This window comes from Actinoplanes octamycinicus (genome assembly GCF_014205225.1).
GTDB classification, from domain to species: Bacteria; Actinomycetota; Actinomycetes; order Mycobacteriales; family Micromonosporaceae; genus Actinoplanes; species Actinoplanes octamycinicus.
Window position 1 is genome coordinate 9,652,480 of record NZ_JACHNB010000001.1, and the last position, 17,926, is coordinate 9,670,405.

Sequence of the window (17,926 nt, forward strand, 5' to 3'; positions counted from 1 at the left end):
GATGGATCGGTTCCGGTCACTCGAGTCAAGGAGTCGCCATGCGCCTGGTCGCGCTGGTCACCGCCGTCCTGGTCGCCGTGACGCCGGCGGTCGCGTACGCCGCGCCCGCCCGTCCGGCCCTGGACTGGGGCGAGTGCACCGAGGTGATCCCGGAGGTCACCCCGGACCCGCAGGTGACCTGCGGCTGGCTGACCCTGCCGGTGGATTGGGCCGATCCGGGCGGCGAGACGTTCCGGATGGCGCTGGCGAAGCGGGCCGCACCGCACCCGGAGCGCCGGGTCGGGACGCTGGTCTTCGGGCCGGGCGGGCCGGGTGACTCGGGCGTCTACCGGGTCCGGAAGGGCACCCGGTTCAGCGCGGAGCTGCGGGACCGGTTCGACATCGTGAGCTTCGACCCGCGTACCGTCGCTCGCTCGGCCGCGCCCCTGTGCGCGCCGGAAGCGAACCGCCCACCGGTGATCCTCGGCAGTCAGGCCGAGTTCGACCGGGCGATCGTGACCAACCGCGCCTACTGGGCGCGGTGCCGGGAGAGCAGCCCGGCCTTCGGCAACGCGGACTCGACCACGATCGCGCGGGATCTGGACGCACTGCGCCGGGCCCTGGGCGAGCCGCGGCTGACCTTCCACGGCAGCTCCTACGGCACGCTGCTCGGCCAGATGTACGCCGAGCGGTACCCGGCCCGGGTGCGCGCCATGGTGCTGGAGAGCGCCTTCGACCACCATCTGTCGCTGAACGAGTTCGTCCGGTCCGAGGCGGCCGCCTCGCAGGACGTCTTCGACGAGTTCGTGGCCTGGTGCGACCGGGTCAGCGTGGCCGAGTGCGTGCTGCACGGCACCGACGTGCGGGCCACCTGGCGATCGGTCCTGGATCAAGCCGAGGACGTCTTCCAGGTCGCCGCGCTGCCGATGGTGCTCACCCCGCAGTGGCCCGTGCTGGCCACGAAGATCAAGGAGATCAGCGAGGGAGCGCCGCCGCCGGAGGCGAAGCTGGACGCGGCGTCCGGGGTGTTCTGCGCGGACTTCCCGGCGGACGTGCGGGACTTCCGGGCGTACCGGAAACTGATCGAGATCGCGGCGAAGGCCGCGCCGGACGTGCCCTACGGCGCCGGGATGGCCGCGGTCCGGACCTGTCTGGGCTGGCCGCAGCCGGTCGCGAACCCGCCGCACCGGCTGCGGGTGCACACCCGGACGCCGCTGCTGGTGTTCAACGCCGTGCACGACCCGCGAACGCCCTACGACTGGGCCCGGCACGTGACCGCCGAGCTGGGCGGCAGCGGGCGGCTGGTGACCTATCTGGGCGCCGGGCACGGCCAGTACCAGGCGACCGACTGCACGACCGCGGTCATCGACCGCTACCTGATCGATCTGACGGTGCCGCCGCCGGGCACCACGTGCCCGGCGGCGGCATAGCGATCAGCGCGACTGAGCGGCAGCGAGCAGCCCGGCCACCGCGGCCGCGTTGGTGATCTCGCCGCGGAACACCATGGCGACCGCCTCGTCGAGGCCGACCCGGACGACCTCCAGGTCGGCCTCCTCGGCGGTGCGCTCGTGCCGCTCCGCGTCGGGCACCGGGGCAAGCTCCCGGGCCAGGTAGATCAGCACGTGCTCGGTGCTGAACCCGGGCGACGTGTGCAGCTCGATCAGCCGGTCCATCCGGCCGGCCGTCAGGTCGACCTCCTCGGCCAGCTCGCGGGCCGCGGTCAGCGCCGGGTCCTCGCCGTCGACGTCGCGCAGCCCGGCCGGCAACTCCCAGATGCGGGCGCCGAGCGCGTGCCGGTACTGCTTGATCAGCACCACCCGGTCCTGCTCGTCGAGCGCGACCACGACGACCGCGCCCTTGTTGCGCACCACGTCACGCTCGGCGGTGCCGCCGTCGGACATGGTCACCTCGTCGGTGACCACGTCGAAGATCGCTCCGCGGTAGCGCTCGGTGCTCTTCACGACTTCGTGCTCGAAGCCCATCAACTGGCCTCGACCGGGAGCTCGACCGGGAGCTCGTCCGCCGCCGCGTACTCGATGGCGGCCTTGACCAGGCCGTCGAACAGCGGGTGCGGCCGGGTCGGCCGGCTCTTCAGCTCCGGGTGCGCCTGGGTGGCCACGAAGTACGGGTGCACCTCGCGGTCCAGCTCGATGAACTCGACCAGCCGGCCGTCCGGGGAGGTGCCGGAGAAGACCAGGCCGGCCTGGGACAGCTTGTCCCGGTAGTCGTTGTTCACCTCGTAGCGGTGCCGGTGCCGCTCGGAGATCTCCGTCGAGCCATACACCTCGGCGACGATCGAACCGGGCTTCAGCGCGGCCGGGTAGGCGCCCAGGCGCATGGTGCCGCCCATGTCGCCCTTGCCGGCGACGATGTCCTCCTGGTCGGCCATCGTGGAGATCACCGGGTAGGTGGCGGTCTCGTCGAACTCCAGCGAGTTCGCCCCGGCCAGGCCGGCCAGGTTGCGCGCCGCGTCGATCGTCATGCACTGCAGGCCGAGGCAGAGGCCGAGGATCGGGATGCCGTTCTCGCGGGCGTACTTCGAGGTGTTGACCTTGCCCTCGATGCCGCGCACGCCGAAGCCGCCGGGGATGCAGATGCCGTCGACGCCCTTGAGCGCGGTCGCCGCGCCGGCCGGGGTCTCGCAGCTGTCGCTCGGCACCCAGCGGATCTGGATCTTCACGGTGTTGCCGAAGCCGGCCGCGCGGATCGCCTCGGTGACCGACAGGTAGGCGTCCGGCAGGTCGACGTACTTGCCGACCAGCGCGATGGTGATCGTGCGCTTCGGGTGGTGCACCCGCTCCAGCAGGTCGTTCCACTGCTGCCAGTTGACGTCCCGGAAGGACAGACCCAGACGGCGTACGACGTACGCGTCCAGCCCCTCGTCGTGCAGCACCTTCGGGATGTCGTAGATGCTCGGCGCGTCCGGGCAGGCGATGACCGCCTCGGCGTCGACGTCGCAGTAGAGCGCCAGCTTGTGCTTCATCTTCTCGGGGATCTCCCGGTCACTGCGGCAGATCAGGGCATCCGGCTGGATACCGATGTTGCGCAGCGCCGCCACCGAGTGCTGGGTCGGCTTGGTCTTCAGCTCGCCGGACGGGGCCAGGTAGGGCACCAGCGACACGTGCAGGTAGAACACGTGGTCGCGGCCCACCTCGTGGCGGACCTGGCGGATCGCCTCGAGGAACGGCAGCGACTCCATGTCGCCGACGGTGCCGCCGACCTCGGTGATCACCACGTCCGGGACCAGGCCGTTCTCGTCCGGGTCGGCCATCGCGAAGATCCGGCTCTTGATCTCGTTGGTGATGTGCGGGATGACCTGGACGGTGTCCCCCAGGTACTCACCGCGCCGCTCCCGGGCGATCACCGCCGAGTAGACCTGCCCGGTGGTGACGTTCGCCTTGCCGGAGAGGTCCCGGTCGAGGAACCGCTCGTAGTGGCCGACGTCCAGGTCGGTCTCCGCGCCGTCCTCGGTGACGAAGACCTCACCGTGCTGGAACGGGTTCATCGTGCCCGGGTCGACGTTCAGATAAGGGTCGAGCTTCTGCATCACGACGCGCAGGCCGCGGGCGGTGAGCAGATTGCCGAGGCTGGAGGCGGTGAGGCCCTTGCCCAGCGAGGAGGCGACGCCCCCGGTGACGAAGATGTGCCGAGTGTCGCGCACTGTTGAGGCCAAGGCCCGCTCCCGTGGTCGCCTGTCTTCCAGATCGTGCAGACGCGGGCTTCTTCGCCCCATCCACGGGAGTCCACCGTAACACTGATTGCCGGGCCTGCCACGTTCGGGCTGGTGGGCGTGCGTGTCAGCTCGCTGTCTCGGTCACTGAGAGTTGACCGTCGTCGGCTTTGCGCAACAACGGGCCGCCCGGACCGTCGGTCGCACCGGGCGGCGGGGTGCGGTCCGCGGCGTGCAGCAGCACCCGCAACGCGGTCAGGATCGCGATCGGCACCGCGGTCGCGGCCGCCGCGCCGGCCACCCCGAGCGCGGTCCCGCCCAGGATCCCGGCCGTGATCGTCGCCACCACGGTCCCGGCGATCGCGCCGCGCACCGCCGGATGCAGCCCGTAGACCCGGTTCAGCCCGCCCCACGGGGAGAACTGGCAGAACGCCAGCATCAGCGCGCCGGCCAGGGCCAGCAGGCTGAGCGGGCTGTCCAGCAGCGCCTGCCCGTTCGCCGCGGCGGCGCGCTGCATCGCCGGGCCGGCCGTGCCGCTGCCCAGCGCGCTCAGGAACCGGCCCAGGGTGCCCTGCTCCAGCGGTGCCCGGTGCAGGTCGAAGGCGGCGAACCCGACGGTCACCGCGATCGCGCCCAGGCTCGCCCAGGCCACCCGGGGGAAGGTCAGCCAGCCGCCGGAGCTGAGCGCCGCGGCCACGCACACCCCGGCGGTCAGCGCGATCCCGCCGACCGGGTCGGCGCCCAGGTAGGGGCTGCCCACCATGACCACGCCGAGCCCGCCGAACAGCACGATCACCACCGGCCGCCAGGTGCGGCCCACCCACTGCGCGGAACAACCGGCGGCCAGCAGCAGCCCGGCGACGAACACGCCCAGGCCGACGCTGCCCAGCCCGGCGTACCGGACGCCGTGCGTGGCCGAGTAGCCGGCCACGCCGTTGAGCTGCAGCCGGGCGCCGGTGAGCAGGTCGACCACGACCACGATGGCGCTCAGCACGGCGGCCGCGCCCATCGGCCACAGGGTCATCCGGTAACGCGGGGACAGGCGCACCGCGAGCGTACCGGCGGCCATCAGGACCAGCGTGGCGCCGCCGAACATCCAGGCCGGATGGGCGCTCGACCACCACGGCGCCACGTCAGCGACCAGCCCCGCCGGAATCGCCAGCGAGGCTGCGACCAGCGCCGCCTCCAGCACCGCCACCAGCCGCGGCGGGGGCAGCGGCGGAGCGACCGGGCCGGCGTGCCGCCGGGCCCGGATCAGCACCGGCACCACCGCGACGAACAGCGCCAGCTGCAGCGCGGCGAGCACGGCGAAGAAGATCGACGCCACCCCGCGCTGGGCGATCGCCCGCTGGTCGGCGTCGTTGTGCCCCTGCATGGCCACCGCCGGGTCGCCGGGGCGGCCGGTGGAGACGGTCGCGGCGTACCCGGCGAACAGCTTCTCCGGCGCCGGGCGGCCCAGCGCGGCCAGCACCGTCGGGGCCAGGTCGATCAGCTGCAGGTAGCCGTCCCGGCCGGTGCCGGCCGAGGTGAGCCAGCCGCCCTGCCAGCCCTCGCCCTCGGCGATCGCCACGTGCAGCCGGGAGGTGGCGTCGGTGTCGGCGACCCCGGCGATCAGCATCAGCGACCGCTCCGGGCGGGCGGCCAGCAGCCGGGCCAGAGTGGTGTCGGCGGCGGCGACCGCAGCCCGGCGCTCGGCGCCGGTCCCGGTGATGGTGCCCAGGTCGACGATGCTCAGCACGCAGTCGGAGAGCAGCTTGGCGGGGTTGCTGGGCAGCGTGGCGGCGTACTGGTCGACCCGGCCGAACGGGCGGGCCGCGGCGACCGCGGCGTTCGGCCCGACCGCCACCGTGCAGCGCACCGACTCGGCGAGCGCGCCGGGGGTGGTGCCGTAGGGCATCCGGTCCTGGTTGTTGCGGACCACGGTGTTCTGCGCGGTCACGCTCGCGCCGATGGCGTCCGGCCGGTTCAGCTCCGGCGCGGTCACCGGGCACTTGCCGCGGACCGCCCGGGTGGTGTCCCAGGCCGCGTAGTTGCCGGCGCCCAGGGTCAGCCAGCCGTCCGCCGGGCAGGTGCTCTGCCGGGCCGAGCGGACCGACAGCCAGCCGGTCGAGCCCTTGCTGGCCTCCTGCCACAGGGCCGGGGTGCGCTGCGGGTCCAGGTCGTCCCAGCGCAGGCCGGCCGCGGCGGCGACCACCACGTAGTCGGCCGCGCCGCGCCGCGCCTCACCGGCCGGCCGGATGGTCAGGCCGACCAGACTGGCCACCGCGATCAGCGTGACCAGCAGGTAGGGCACCCAGGCCGCGGCCCGCCGGCCGCGCGGGGTGCCCGGCGGACGGACCCGGCGGATGCGGTCCAGGCGGCCGGTCACGCGGCGCTCACCTCGGCATAGCCGGCCCGGACCGCGTCCACCACGGCTTTCTCGTCGGGCCAGGTCGCGGCCTGCACCGGACCGCGGGCGGCCAGGTCCGCGCGCTGCTCCGGATCGTTCAGGAGGTCGCGTACGGCCCGGTCCAGCGCGTCCAGGTCCCCCGGGGGGATCAGCACGGCCGCGTCCCCGACCAGGCCGGGCAGCCCGCCCACCGCCGTGGTGACCAGCGGCACCCCGGCCCGCAGCGCCTCCTGGGCGAACAGCTGCCGCGCCTCCCAGTCGCTGGTGACCACCGCGAGGTCGGCGCCGAGCAGCAGGTCCGGCACGTCGCCGCGGTGCCCGAGCAGGTGGAACGGGGCGTGCTCGCGGGACGCCCGCTGGGCCAGCGGCATGTAGCTGGGCCCGGAGCCGGCCACCACGACCACCGGGGCCGGGTCCAGGTCACGCCACCGGGCGGACGCGTCGACCAGCAGGTCGTAGTGCTTCTGCGGGTGCAGCCGGCCGACCGACAGGATCAGCGGGGTGTCGCCCTTGATCCCGAACTCGGCGCGGACCGCCTTGCGGGTGCGTTTCGGGGCGCGCATCTCCGGGGCGGCGACCGGGCCGAGCCGGGCCTTTCTCGCCCCCAGCGCGACGGCGCGGTCGACCAGGTCCTCGGAGGCGCCCAGGGTGAGCGCGGCGTTGCGGGCCACGATCCGCTCGACCAGCGCGCCGGCCTGACCGCGCAGGCCCTTGGCCAGCACCGCGTTGTGCCAGGTCACCACCAGCGGCACACCGGTCCGGGCGAGCGACGCCACGAACCCGGCCCGCAGCCCGTGCGCGTGCACCACCTGCGCCTCGTGGCCGAGGACGGCCCGGCGCAGCGCCCGGACCGCGCCGGTGTCCTGCGGGCCCGGGTCGGCCGGGATCTCCACCGGCACGTAGTCGACGCCGGCGGCGGTGAACCCGTAGTGCTCGTCGTTGGCCGCCGGGCCGCAGACCAGCACCCGGCAGCCGGCCGCGACCAGGCCGCGGGCCAGCGAGAGGACGTGCCCGCCGGTGCCGCCGGTGGCCGAGCCGAGCACCAGCACGACCGAACCGTGCCACCCGTCGTCGCTGCTCACAAGCGGTCTACCCCTCTCCGGACGCACCCGCGCCACATTCTCCACCGGCAGCCGCGAGCCCGGTGGCTTGGACACATGTTGTCATCGCCCGCCCAGCCGGGCCGCAACGCCCTCGCCGGCAGTGACCCCGCCGGACCCCGGCGACGTCGGCCGTCAGCGGCGCAGCTTGCGCCCCAGGGTCGCCGCGAGCGGGCTCAGATCCCGCCGGTCCAGCAGGAACGCCACCGCCCCGAACACCACCAGCACCATGATCCCCCCGAGCAGGCCCTCGACCAGGCTGCCGAGGAATCCCGGAGCCGGCCAGAACGCCGTCGTCAGCCCGGCCACCACGCCCCAGCCGGCGGCGCCGGCGACAGCGGCCGCCACCACCCCGGCGACGCTCGCCCGGGCCAGCCCGGCCAGCGCGCCCACCCCGGCATGCCGGCGCACCGCGAGCACCAGCAGCACCCCGGTCACCGTCATGCCGAGCGCGGTGGCCAGGCCCAGACCGGCCAGTTCCACCCCGCCGGAACCGGTCACCGCCACCAGCACCACCGCGATCCCGGCGCACAGCCAGCCGACACCGGACGCGACCGCGGCGGCGACCGTCGCACCCCGGGCGTAGAGCGCGCGGGACAGCAGCGCGAACAGCGCGTAGCCGAACAGGCCCGGCGCGAACCCGAGGATCGCCGGCACCGCCTCCACCCGCATCAGGCGCGCGGCCGGCTCGGCCAGCGCCACCAGCGCGGCCACGCCGAGACCGGCCATCAGCATGACCGACCGGGCGGTCCCGGACAGCGACTCGGCGTACCGGCGTTCGTCGCCGCGCACCACGGCGTCGGCCAGGCGTGGGTAGACCGCGGTCGCCAGCGGCACCGCGAGGATCGCCCAGGGCAGCAGGAACAGGGTCTGCGCGCCGGTGTACCGGGCCAGTTGCAACGTGCCGAGAGTGACCACCAGCGCCGCCACCACCTGCTGTGCGCCGACGGTGACCGCACCGGCCCAGCCCAGCCGGACCGCCTGCCGCCCCTCGCCGCCGGGGAACCGGAAGCCGGGCCGCAGCCGCAGCCGCAACCGGCGCAGCGGGATCAGCAGGCAGAGGGTCAGCACGACGACGCCGAGCGTGGTGCCGACCGACAGGGTCAGCTCCCCAGCGGTGGTCAGCCCGGCGAAGTCGGTGCGGGCGCCGTCGATCCCGGCGTAGGTCAGGTAGGCGGCCATCACCGTGACGCTGGAGAGCAGCGGCGCGATCACCGGCCAGGCGAACCGGTGGTGTGCCTGCAGCACCCCGGTCAGCACGATGCCGATCCCGTAGAGCGGCAACTGCGGCGCGAAGATCCGCAGCATCCGGGCGGCGATCTCCTGATGCTCCGGGGTCACCCCGTCGAGCAGGCCGGTGATCGGGCCGGCCGCCAGGGCGACCACCGCGGCGAGCGGCACGGTCAGCGCCAGCATCCAGGTGAGCAGCGCCGAACTGATCTGCCCGACCCGGCGCCGGTCACCGGCCGCGACCGCGCCGGCCAGCAGCGGCACCACCAGGCTGGCCAGCGCGCCACCGGCGACCAGCTCGAAAATGATGTTCGGCACCGTGTTGGCGGCGAAGTACAGGTCCGGCAGATTGCCGTTCCCGCCGTCACCGACGGTGTAGTAGAAGACCGCGGTCCGCCCGAAGCCGACGATCCGCGCCAGCACGGTCAGCACGGTGATCAGCGCGGCGGCCCCGGCCAGCTTGGCCGCCACGCCGCCGGGCGACGGGTCCGCTCGGCGGTCGCGCTCCGCTTCCCCGGCACCCCCGTTTCCGGTACGACCGGTGGCGCCGCTCCCCGGCGTACGCGAATCGGATGAACCGGAAGCCCCCGGCGCCCCGCCGTCGCCCTGCCCAGCGGAACCAGCGGCGGCGGTCGCGTCCGGGTCGGCCGGCGTCGCGGACGCGGCGCCGGTGTCGTTCGCCGAGGTCACGCCGGTCGGCGGCCGAGCTCGTCGAGGTGCCGCAGCCACGGCGTGTCCTGGATGACCTTGGTGAAGCTGACCTTCTCGCTGGCCGCGGTGAGCGACGCGAGCGCGGCCAGCGCGGCGAGCCGGCCCAGCGTGCCGGTGCGGGCGGTGAACGCCACGCCGAGCAGCGCGCCGAGCGCGTTGGCCCCGGAGTCGCCGAGCATGATCTCTTCGTTCAGGTCGGCCGGCAGCAGGGCGGCGCTCGCGCCGAGCGTGCCCGCGGTCATCGACGCGTTGCGGCCGACGGCGAGCGGCGCGCCGACGATCAGACCGGCCTTGATCGCGCGGCCGGGGCGCAGGTCGAGCAGGTTCAGCAGGTTCGCGCTGCCGGCGATCACGCCGGCGCCGAGCAGCACGTCGACGCCGCGGCCGAACCGGCCGGCGCGGCGGCTGCCGATCAGCGCCGAGGCGACCAGGCCGGCCGCGCCCACCCCACCGATCTTGACGAGGCCGCTGGTGACCCGGCCCTCGCGGAGCGCGCCGAGGTGGCCGGCGAAGCCTTTCGCGGTCTTCTGCTCCGGGCGGTTGCCGACGATGTCGTCGTAGAGGCCGACCGCGCCGCTGACCGCGCCGGCGGTGACCACGGCGGCCGCGAGCCGTCCGGTCGGCGCCCCGGCAGCCGCGCCGACGGTCGTGCCGGCCGCCAGCGCCGGACCGCCGGCCAGGGTCACCGTGCGGCCGTGGAAGTTGGTGCGGCGCAGGTCGCCCGCGTGCGGGTCGCGGCGCACCCAGCCGAGCACAGCCCGGGCGACCAGCGCGCCGGTCCCGAGAGAGCGGAGGAAGGCCATGGCTGGAGAGTCTGCCTTACGGCGCGGCCGACGGCACCAGCGAGGTGGCGCCGGCGGCCAGGCCGTACTGCCCGACCTTGCCCTGCACCAGCCGCTCGTAGGTGGCCATCGCGGTGGCCACCTGGCCCTGCACGGTGCTCACGTTGTCCACCGTGGAGATCTCCTTGACCAGGGTGGGGTCGCCGCGCAGGCCGGAGACCAGGTTGTTGTCGCCGGCGCTGTCGCCGCCGACCACCAGCGGCCGGTTCTTGTGGAACTGGAACGCCATGGTGACCTTGTTCCGCGCCTTCGGACCGGCGTCCTTGTCGGTGGCCGGCGCGCCGGCGACCAGCACGATCGCCTCGGCGCCGCCGCTGGCCTTCTCGGCGACCGAGATGTAGCCGGGCTTGGCCAGCGCGGTCAGCACCGCGGTGACGTCGTCCGGGCTGGGCACCGTGGCGCCCTGCAGCAGGGTGAGGGCGAGCAGCGCGCTGGCGGTCTCCACGCCGTCGCTGTTCGACGGGAGTCCGGCCGCCGAGATGGTCGGCTGCGAGGACTGGTCGGCCAGGTCGAGAAGCTGGTTGGTGAAGTTCGGGTCGAAGAACTTGTCCTCGATCGTGACGTGCGCGGTGATCGACGCGCCGGCCACGTTCAGCATCTTGATCACGCCGTCGGCGGAGTCCTTGCCGCCGGGCAGCGCCACCACGGCGATCTTGCGGGTGGCCAGCTTGCCGGCCAGCACGTAGGGCGCGGTCTCGGTGGCGAAGTCCTGGTTGCGGGTCAGCTCCTCCTTGTACTGGTTGATCTGGTCCCGCTTGACGTTGTTGTCCTTGTTGAGGTTGGCCAGCTGCTCCTTGAGGTTCTCCGACACCGGGCCGTTGAGCGCGGCGGTGCCGACCACCAGGCCGATCGCCAGCGCGAGGAAGACCGCGGTGAGCGACACCACGTGGTACCTGAAGTTGATCACGACACCCTCAGAAAAGATTGCCCAGCTGGAAGACGAGATTGTCCCACCACTCGGACACCACGGTCAGATAGGCCTTGCCCACCGTGGAGACCGCGACCGCGGCGGCCATCGCGGCGAGCGCCGAGAAGACCAGCAGCAGCAGCGCCGAGCCGGAGATGTTCTGCCGGTAGAGCCGGCTGACGCCCTTGGCGTCGACCAGCTTGCCGCCGACCTTGAGCCGGGTGAGGAACGTCGAGGCCATCCCGCCCCGGCCCTTGTCCAGGAACTCCACCAGGTTGGCGTGCGTGCCGACCGCCACGATCAGCGACGCGCCCTTCTCGTCGGCGAGCAGCATCGCCAGGTCCTCGCTGGTGGCCGCGGCCGGGAAGGTGAGCGCGTCGACGCCCAGGTTGCTGACCCGCTCCAGGCCGGGGGCCCGGCCGTCCGGATAGGCGTGCACCACCACCTCGGCGCCGCAGCGCAGCACGTCGTCGGTGACCGAGTCCATGTCGCCGATGATCATGTCGGGGGTGTAGCCGTTCTCCACCAGGGCGTCGGCGCCGCCGTCGACCCCGATCAGCACCGGTTTGTACTCCCGGATGTAGGGGCGGAGGACGTCGAGGTCCTCCTTGTAGTCGTAACCCCGGACCACGATCAGCACGTGCCGGCCGGCGATCCGGGTCTGCACGTCCGGCACGCCGACGCCGTCGAGCAGCAGGTCGCGCTCCTGCTTCAGGTAATCCATGGTGTTCGCGGCGAACGCCTCGAGCTGCACCGACAGGCCCTCCCGGGCGTCGGCCATGGATTTCGCCACGCTCTCCGCGTCCTGCCGGGTGCCGGTGGCCACCGGCGTCCCGTCGAGCAGCACCTGGTCGCCCTCGATGCTGACGGTCTGCCCCTCGCGCAGGCCGGAGAAGACCTCCTCGCCCAGGTTGTCGAGCAGCACCACGCCGCCCTGGATCAGCACCTCGGGACCCAGGTTCGGATAGCGGCCGGAGATCGACGGCTTGGCGTTGAGCACCGCGGTGACGCCGGAGGCGACCAGCGAATCGGCCGCCACCCGGTCCAGGTCGACGTGGTCGATCACGGCGATCTCGCCGGGCCGCAGCCGGCCGGTCAGCCGCTTGGTGCGCCGGTCGAGCCGGGCGACCCCGGAAACCGGGCCCGGCTCGGTGGTGCGCACACGGCGCAAGGTGGGAAGTCGCATCCCGGCCATCCTGACACGCCGCTTCACGCGGCCCCCGTTAGACATGCTCTAGCTCATTGACAAAGCGGACTTTTCGTACGCTTGTTTCGCGTCCCGCCCGCCGTCGGCCCGGCTTCTCTCATCCGCGCTTCTCCCGGCCGGCGACCGCCAGCAACTCCTCCGCGTGGGCGATGCCCAGGTCCGAATCCGGCAGGCCGGCCAGCATCCGGGACAGCTCCCGGGCCCGCTCGGTCTCCTCCACGATCCGCACCCCGCTCGTGGTGATCGCGCCACCGGTGTCCTTCGCCACCACCAGGTGACGGTCGGCGAACGCGGCCACCTGCGGCAGGTGCGTGACGACCAGCACCTGGTGGGTGCGGGCCAGCCGGGCCAGCCGGCGGCCGATCTCCACCGCCGCGGTGCCACCCACCCCGGAATCCACCTCGTCGAAGACCAGGGTCGGCGGACCACCCGCCCCGGCGAAGACCACCTCGATGGCGAGCATCACCCGGGACAGCTCACCGCCGGACGCGCCCTTCTGCAGCGGCAGCGACGGGGCGCCCGGGTGGGCCAGCAGCCGCAGCTCCACCTCGTCCGCGCCGTCCGGGCCGGCGCCCAGCTCGACGCCGTCGACGCTCACCGCGGGCTCGTCCTTGGCCGGGGCGTGGGTCAGCACCGCCACCTCGACCCGGGAATGCGGCATCGCCAGCCCGGCCAGCTCCACGCTGACCGCCTCGGAGAACCGGGTCGCCGCCTCCCGCCGGGCCGTGGTCAGCCGGCCGGCCAGCTCGCCGACCGTGGCGGCCAGCCGCTGCCGCTCCCGGTCCAGCTCGTCCAGCAGCTCGTCGGAGGAGTCCAGCTCGCCGAGGCGGGATTTCGCGTTCTCCGCCCAGGCGATCACGCCGTCGATGTCGTCGGCGTACTTCCGGGTGAGGGCGCGCAGGGCGGCCCGCCGCTCGTAGATCGCCTCCAGCCGGGCCGGGTCGGCGTCCAGCTCGCTCAGGTAGGCGGACAGCTCCGAGGAGACGTCGCCGACCAGGGTGGCCGCCTCCTCGATGCGCAGGGCCAGATCGCCCAGCTTGGCGTCGACGCCGGCCTGGCCCTCCAGGGTGCGCCGGGCGGTGCCGAGCAGGGTGGTCGCGTCCGGCGCGTCGTCGCTCGCCTCCACGCCGCCGGCCAGCGCCTGGGCCGCGATGGCCGCGGCCACCCGCAGACCCTCGGCGTGCTCCAGCCGCTGCACCTCGGCGCGCAGCTCCTCGTCCTCGTTCGGCTGGGGGTCGACCCGGGTGATCTCGTCGAGACCGAGCTTGAGCAGGTCGGCCTCCTGCGAGCGCTGCCGCGCGTTGCGCCGGCGGTCGGCCAGGTCGTCGACCACCTTGCGCCAGCGGGTGAACGCCTCGCGATAGCTGTCCAGCAGCTTCTCGTGCTCGGGGCCGGCGAACCGGTCCAGCGCGGACCGCTGCTCGCTGGGCCGCAGCAGGCGCAGCTGGTCGGACTGGCCGTGCACGGCGAGCACCTGCTCACCCAGCTCGCTGAGCGTGGAGACCGGCATGCTGCGGCCGCCGACGTGCGCCCGGGACCGGCCCTCGGCGGTCACCGTGCGGCTCAGCAGCACCGAGCCGTCCTCGTCGATCTCGCCGCCGGCGTCGGTGATCCGGGTGCGGACCGCGTCGCCGAGGGTGCCCTTCAGCCGCAGCCGGCCCTCGACCACCGCCCGGCCCGGATCAGCACGAACCCGGCCGGCGTCGGCCCGCCCACCGAAGAGGAGTCCGAGACCGGTCACGACCATCGTCTTCCCGGCGCCGGTCTCACCGGTGATCACGTTCATGCCCACCGAGAGCCGCAGCGTCGTGTCGTCGATCACGCCGAGCCCGGTGATGCGCAGTTCCTCCAGCACACGGCAGAGGGTAGTGGGACCCTCCGACAAATGCCCAGCGCGGGTGTTTCTGATCAGCATCAATCGCCGCCGCTTTCGCCCGGCTCCGCGACCCCTGTACCGGCCCGCCCGGCCCCACCGCGCGCCACCGCCCGCCCGGCGGAGTCCCACTTCACGCCGCCTCCCGGCCGGCCCGATCTCACCCCGCGCCACCGCTCCGCCGACCCGGTTCCACCCCGGCGGCACCGCACGGCCCGATCTCACCCCGCGGCACCGCTCCACCGGCCCGCTTGCACCCCGGCGGCACGCACGGCCCGATCTCACCCCGCGGCACCGATCCACCGGCCCGGTTCCACCCCGGCGGCAGCCCCGGGCCGCCCGGATGACCGCCGGGTCAGCGCCGGTTGCCGCGCCAGCCCACCACCGGAAGCTCGAACTTCGCCACCAGGGTGTCGGTGAACGGCCGCGGCGCCAGCCGGACCAGCCGAACCGGCAGCTGTCCCCGCTCGACGGTCACCTTCGAGCCCGGCGGCAGGTCCCAGGTGCGGCGTCCGTCACAGCAGAGCACCGCGAAGGAGGTATACGGATCCACCGTCAGCACGAAGGTCGACGTCGGCGCGGTCACCAGCGGCTTGCTGAACAGCGCGTGCGCGCTGATCGGCACCAGCAGCAGCGCCTCCACCTCGGGCCAGACCACCGGCCCGCCGGCCGAGAAGGCATACGCCGTCGACCCGGTCGGTGTGGCGCACACCACACCGTCGCAGCCGTAGCGGGACAGCGGCCGCCCGTCCACGTCGACGAGCAGCTCGAGCATCTGCGCCCGCTGCCCCTTCTCCACGGTGACCTCGTTGAGCGCCCAGGACTCGGCGATCAGGCGGCCGTCGTACTCCGCCCGCACGTCCAGGGTGAGCCGCTCGTCCACGGCGTAGTCGCCGGCCACGATCTCGGCCACCGCCTGGTCGATGTGCTCGATCTCGGCCTCCGCCAGGAAGCCGACCTTGCCCAGGTTGATGCCGAGCAGCGGCGCTTTCACCGGCCGGGCCAGCTCGGCGGCGCGCAGGAAGGTCCCGTCACCGCCGAGCGCCAGCACGATCTCCGCGCCCTCGGCCGCCTCCAGCCCGTCGACCGCCCGCACCTCGGCGGGCAGGTCCAGGTCGGCCACCTCGTCGGCGATCACCCGGACCTCGAAGCCCGCGGCCACCAGGTCGAGCGCGACCGTGCGGGCATGCTGCGTACTCTGCCGGCGCCCGGTGTGTGTCACCAGCAAAGCCGAGCGAGTCATGTGTCCTCCAGGTTGGCCACCGGCTGATCCCCCGGCGCCACCGCGGGCGCCGGTCCTTCCCGATCCCACCCGCCGGCGGACTCTCCCGCCGCGGGCTCCGCCCCCGTCACCGGCCCACCGGCCGACGCCTCCTGCGCGACTCCGCCAGGCTCCGTAGCCGCCACCGGCCCACCGGCCGACGATTCCGGCGTGACCGCGGCGGGCTCCGCCTCGACGAACCCGCCGGCCGGCGAGCCCGTCCCGTCCCCGGCGGCCGCCGGCTCCTCCGCGACCCCGGGTGGCACCTCACCGGACGGGCCGGCCTCGACCACGGCCTCCACCCGCTCCCGGTCCGCGGCCGGCGCGCCGCGCCGGAACCAGACGAAGAACTCCACGTTCCCGCTCGGCCCGGGCAGCGGGCTCGCGGTCACGTCCACCACACCCAGGCCCAGCTCGGCCGCGGCGGCCGCGACGTCCAGCACCGCCTCGGCGCGCAACCGCCAGTCGCGCACCACCCCGCCCGAGCCGACCCGCTCCTTGCCCACCTCGAACTGCGGTTTCACCATCAGCGCCAGGTCGCCGTCGGGCGCGGTGCAGGCGGCCAGCGCGGGCAGCACCAGGCGCAGCGAGATGAACGACAGGTCGGCCACCACCAGGTCGACCGGGCCACCGATCAGCTCCGGGGTGAGCGTCCGCACATTGGTCCGCTCGTGCACGTCGACCCGCTCGTCGTTGCGGATCGGCCAGGCGAGCTGCCCGTAACCGACGTCGACCGCGACCACCCGGCCCGCCCCGGCGCGCAGCAGCACGTCGGTGAACCCGCCGGTGGACGCGCCCGCGTCCAGGCAGCGCCGCCCCTCGACGGTCAGCCCCTTGCGGCCGAACGCGGCGAGCGCCCCGGCCAGCTTGTGGCCGCCCCGCGACACGTACTCGATCTGCGGGTCCTCGCCGGTGACCAGCACCGGGTCGGCCAGGTCGACCATGGCCGCCACCTTGTGGGCCACGATCCCCCGGACCTGGACCCGGCCGGCCTCCACCAGCTCGGCGGCCTGTTTCCGGGAACGAGCGAGCTTGCGGCGGACGAGCTCGGCGTCGAGACGCGCACGGCGGGCCATCAGGTTCCTTTTTTACGTTCGGTCAGCGATCGATGCCGGCCAGGGTTTCCTGGAGCACCTGGTGCGCGGCCTCGTACTCGGCGATCTGCTCGGCCGGGGCCAGCCGCGCGGCGTTGGCGAGCGAACTTAGCACCGCGTCCACCGCCGGATGACCGGTCTCCGCCACCATCCCGTCCTCGCCGATACGGTATTGCGCCCCGGACGGCGCCACCTCGCCCGCCGGCGGTCCCGGCCGCTGCCCACCGGGCGGCGGCCCGGGCCGGAACCCACCGGGCGGCGGTCCCGGCCGCTGCCCACCCGGCGGCGGTCCCGGCCGGAACCCACCGGGCACCGGGCCGGGCCGCGGACCACCCTGTGCGGGGTTCGGGAACGTCACGGGATCACGCCTCCGGCTTCTCGGGGCTGCCGGTGCTCTCCGGCACCGGCTGCGACTTCGTGGACCGCGCCTGGCTCGGCACCTGCGCCGCCTTCTTCGCCGCCCGCTTGGCCGGCGCACTCTTGCTCGCCCGCTTGGCCGGCGCACGCTTGCTCGGCGCGCTCGCCGCACCCGGCGGCACCTCAGCCACCGCACCGGCCGCCTCTCCGCCCGGCGTCGCGGGCGACGACTCAGCCGACGCCGTGGGCGACGACTCAGCCGACGCCGTGGGCGGCAGCTCGGTCGCGGCCGCCGCCTCCTTCACCGCGCTGACCGGCGACGCCACCGTGCCGGCCGGGGTCCCGACCGCCGGACTGATCTCGGCGCCGGACTCGGCGCCCGGCGCCGCCTTCCGCGGCGCCCGCTTGGCGGGTGCCTTCTTGGCGGGAGCCTTCGTGGCCGGCGCCTTCTTGGCGGGAGCTTTGGTGGCCGGAGCCCGCTTGGCCGGAGCCTTCTTCGCCGCTCCGTCGGGAGCCGCCGGAGTCGTGACCCCGGCCGCCGTCGAAGCCGCCGCCGGAGCCGTCACCTCGGCCGCTTCCGCCGCCGCCACCGCATCCGCCGCTGCCGCCGCGATCGCATCAGCCGCCAGCTCCGCCGGCGCCGTCCCGTTCACACCGGCCGATGTGGACTTCCGTGCCGCCTTCTTCGCCACCGGCGCCTTCGTGGCGGCCGGCACCGTGGTCGTCGGCGCGTTGCCGGGCGGCGAGGCCGGAACCGTGCCCGCCGAAGGCATCGCGTTCGGCGTGGCCTTCTTCACCGCCTTCTTGGCGAGGGCCTTCTTCGCCACCGCTTTCTTCGCCACTCCGGAGGCCACCGGCCGGGAAGCCACCGGCCCGGACGTCTCCGGCGTGGAAGCCGGGGGCGCGGAGGCCACCGGCGCCGGCGTGCCGCCCTCGGCCGCGTCCGCCCTGGCCTGCGCCTCCCGCAGCCTTTTCTCCAAGTCGTGCACCCGGGTGGTGAGCTCGGACACCTCGTCCGCGGTCGCCAGCCCGACCCGGCCGAGCGCCCGGTCCACCTCGTAACGAACGATGTTGGTCAGCGCCTCACGGTTGGCGATGCCCGCCGAGAGCAGGTCCTCGACCAGCCCCTGCACCTGCGCCGCCGTCGCACCGCCCCGGTTGAGCAACTCACCCGCGACCTTCTGCGCCCTCTTCCGGGGCGCCTCGGTCAGGCCGAGCGCCAAATCCAGATAAGCCCGCCATGCATCCGGCATGATCCCTCCTCCTCTCGTCGCGTCGGGTGCCACGCTACCGGGAGCCCCCGACA

At 74.1% G+C, this 17,926-nt stretch carries 13 protein-coding genes and 1 pseudogene; 1 reads left to right on the plus strand and 13 read right to left on the minus strand.

Annotated elements, in window-relative coordinates:
• Positions 1-38 precede the first annotated feature (38 nt).
• Entirely contained in the window at positions 39-1,409 is a 1,371-nt protein-coding gene (locus tag BJY16_RS43805; protein ID WP_185045598.1) for an alpha/beta hydrolase, read from the plus strand.
• Positions 1,410-1,412: 3 nt separating this feature from the next.
• Here the strand turns inward: BJY16_RS43805 and BJY16_RS43810 are convergent, their stop codons facing one another.
• From BJY16_RS43810 to BJY16_RS48880, 13 genes and pseudogenes are all read right to left on the minus strand, one after another.
• Entirely contained in the window at positions 1,413-1,961 is a 549-nt protein-coding gene (locus BJY16_RS43810; protein WP_185045599.1) for an NUDIX domain-containing protein, read from the minus strand.
• Positions 1,961-3,652 (minus strand): CTP synthase, encoded by a 1,692-nt coding sequence (gene pyrG / locus BJY16_RS43815; protein WP_185045600.1) that lies wholly within the window; start codon positions 3,650-3,652, stop codon positions 1,961-1,963. Before pyrG ends, BJY16_RS43810 begins: the two co-directional genes overlap by 1 nt.
• Positions 3,653-3,776: 124 nt before the next feature.
• Entirely contained in the window at positions 3,777-6,017 is a 2,241-nt protein-coding gene (locus BJY16_RS43820; protein WP_373873483.1) for a hypothetical protein, read from the minus strand.
• Complete coding sequence (locus BJY16_RS43825; protein WP_185045601.1) at positions 6,014-7,120, minus strand: glycosyltransferase family 4 protein; 1,107 nt, start codon at positions 7,118-7,120, stop codon at positions 6,014-6,016. The genes BJY16_RS43820 and BJY16_RS43825 overlap by 4 nt, the downstream gene beginning before the upstream one ends.
• Positions 7,121-7,273: 153 nt before the next feature.
• Positions 7,274-8,839, minus strand: a complete 1,566-nt coding sequence (gene murJ / locus BJY16_RS43830) for a murein biosynthesis integral membrane protein MurJ (protein WP_239177894.1) — start codon at positions 8,837-8,839, stop codon at positions 7,274-7,276.
• A 215-nt stretch (positions 8,840-9,054) separates the two neighbouring features.
• On the minus strand, positions 9,055-9,882 hold the full coding sequence (locus BJY16_RS43835; protein ID WP_185045603.1) for a hypothetical protein: 828 nt from the start codon (positions 9,880-9,882) through the stop codon (positions 9,055-9,057).
• Between the two features lie 16 nt (positions 9,883-9,898).
• Entirely contained in the window at positions 9,899-10,828 is a 930-nt protein-coding gene (locus BJY16_RS43840) for a copper transporter (RefSeq protein ID WP_185045604.1), read from the minus strand.
• 7 nt (positions 10,829-10,835) lie between these two features.
• The gene (gene steA, locus BJY16_RS43845; RefSeq protein ID WP_185045605.1) at positions 10,836-12,014 is read right to left on the minus strand and encodes a putative cytokinetic ring protein SteA; all 1,179 of its coding nucleotides are present in this window, start codon (positions 12,012-12,014) and stop codon (positions 10,836-10,838) included.
• A 118-nt stretch (positions 12,015-12,132) separates the two neighbouring features.
• Positions 12,133-13,890 (minus strand): DNA repair protein RecN, encoded by a 1,758-nt coding sequence (gene recN / locus BJY16_RS43850; protein ID WP_185045606.1) that lies wholly within the window; start codon positions 13,888-13,890, stop codon positions 12,133-12,135.
• 373 nt (positions 13,891-14,263) lie between these two features.
• Positions 14,264-15,151, minus strand: coding sequence for an NAD kinase (locus BJY16_RS43855; protein WP_185045607.1), 888 nt, complete (start codon positions 15,149-15,151; stop codon positions 14,264-14,266).
• 254 nt (positions 15,152-15,405) lie between these two features.
• Positions 15,406-16,245, minus strand: a pseudogene (locus BJY16_RS43860) (TlyA family RNA methyltransferase); the annotation flags it as partial.
• Between the two features lie 22 nt (positions 16,246-16,267).
• Entirely contained in the window at positions 16,268-16,621 is a 354-nt protein-coding gene (locus tag BJY16_RS43865; RefSeq protein ID WP_221503491.1) for a hypothetical protein, read from the minus strand.
• 4 nt (positions 16,622-16,625) lie between these two features.
• Entirely contained in the window at positions 16,626-17,873 is a 1,248-nt protein-coding gene (locus tag BJY16_RS48880; protein ID WP_307836015.1) for a phasin family protein, read from the minus strand.
• Positions 17,874-17,926 lie beyond the last annotated feature (53 nt).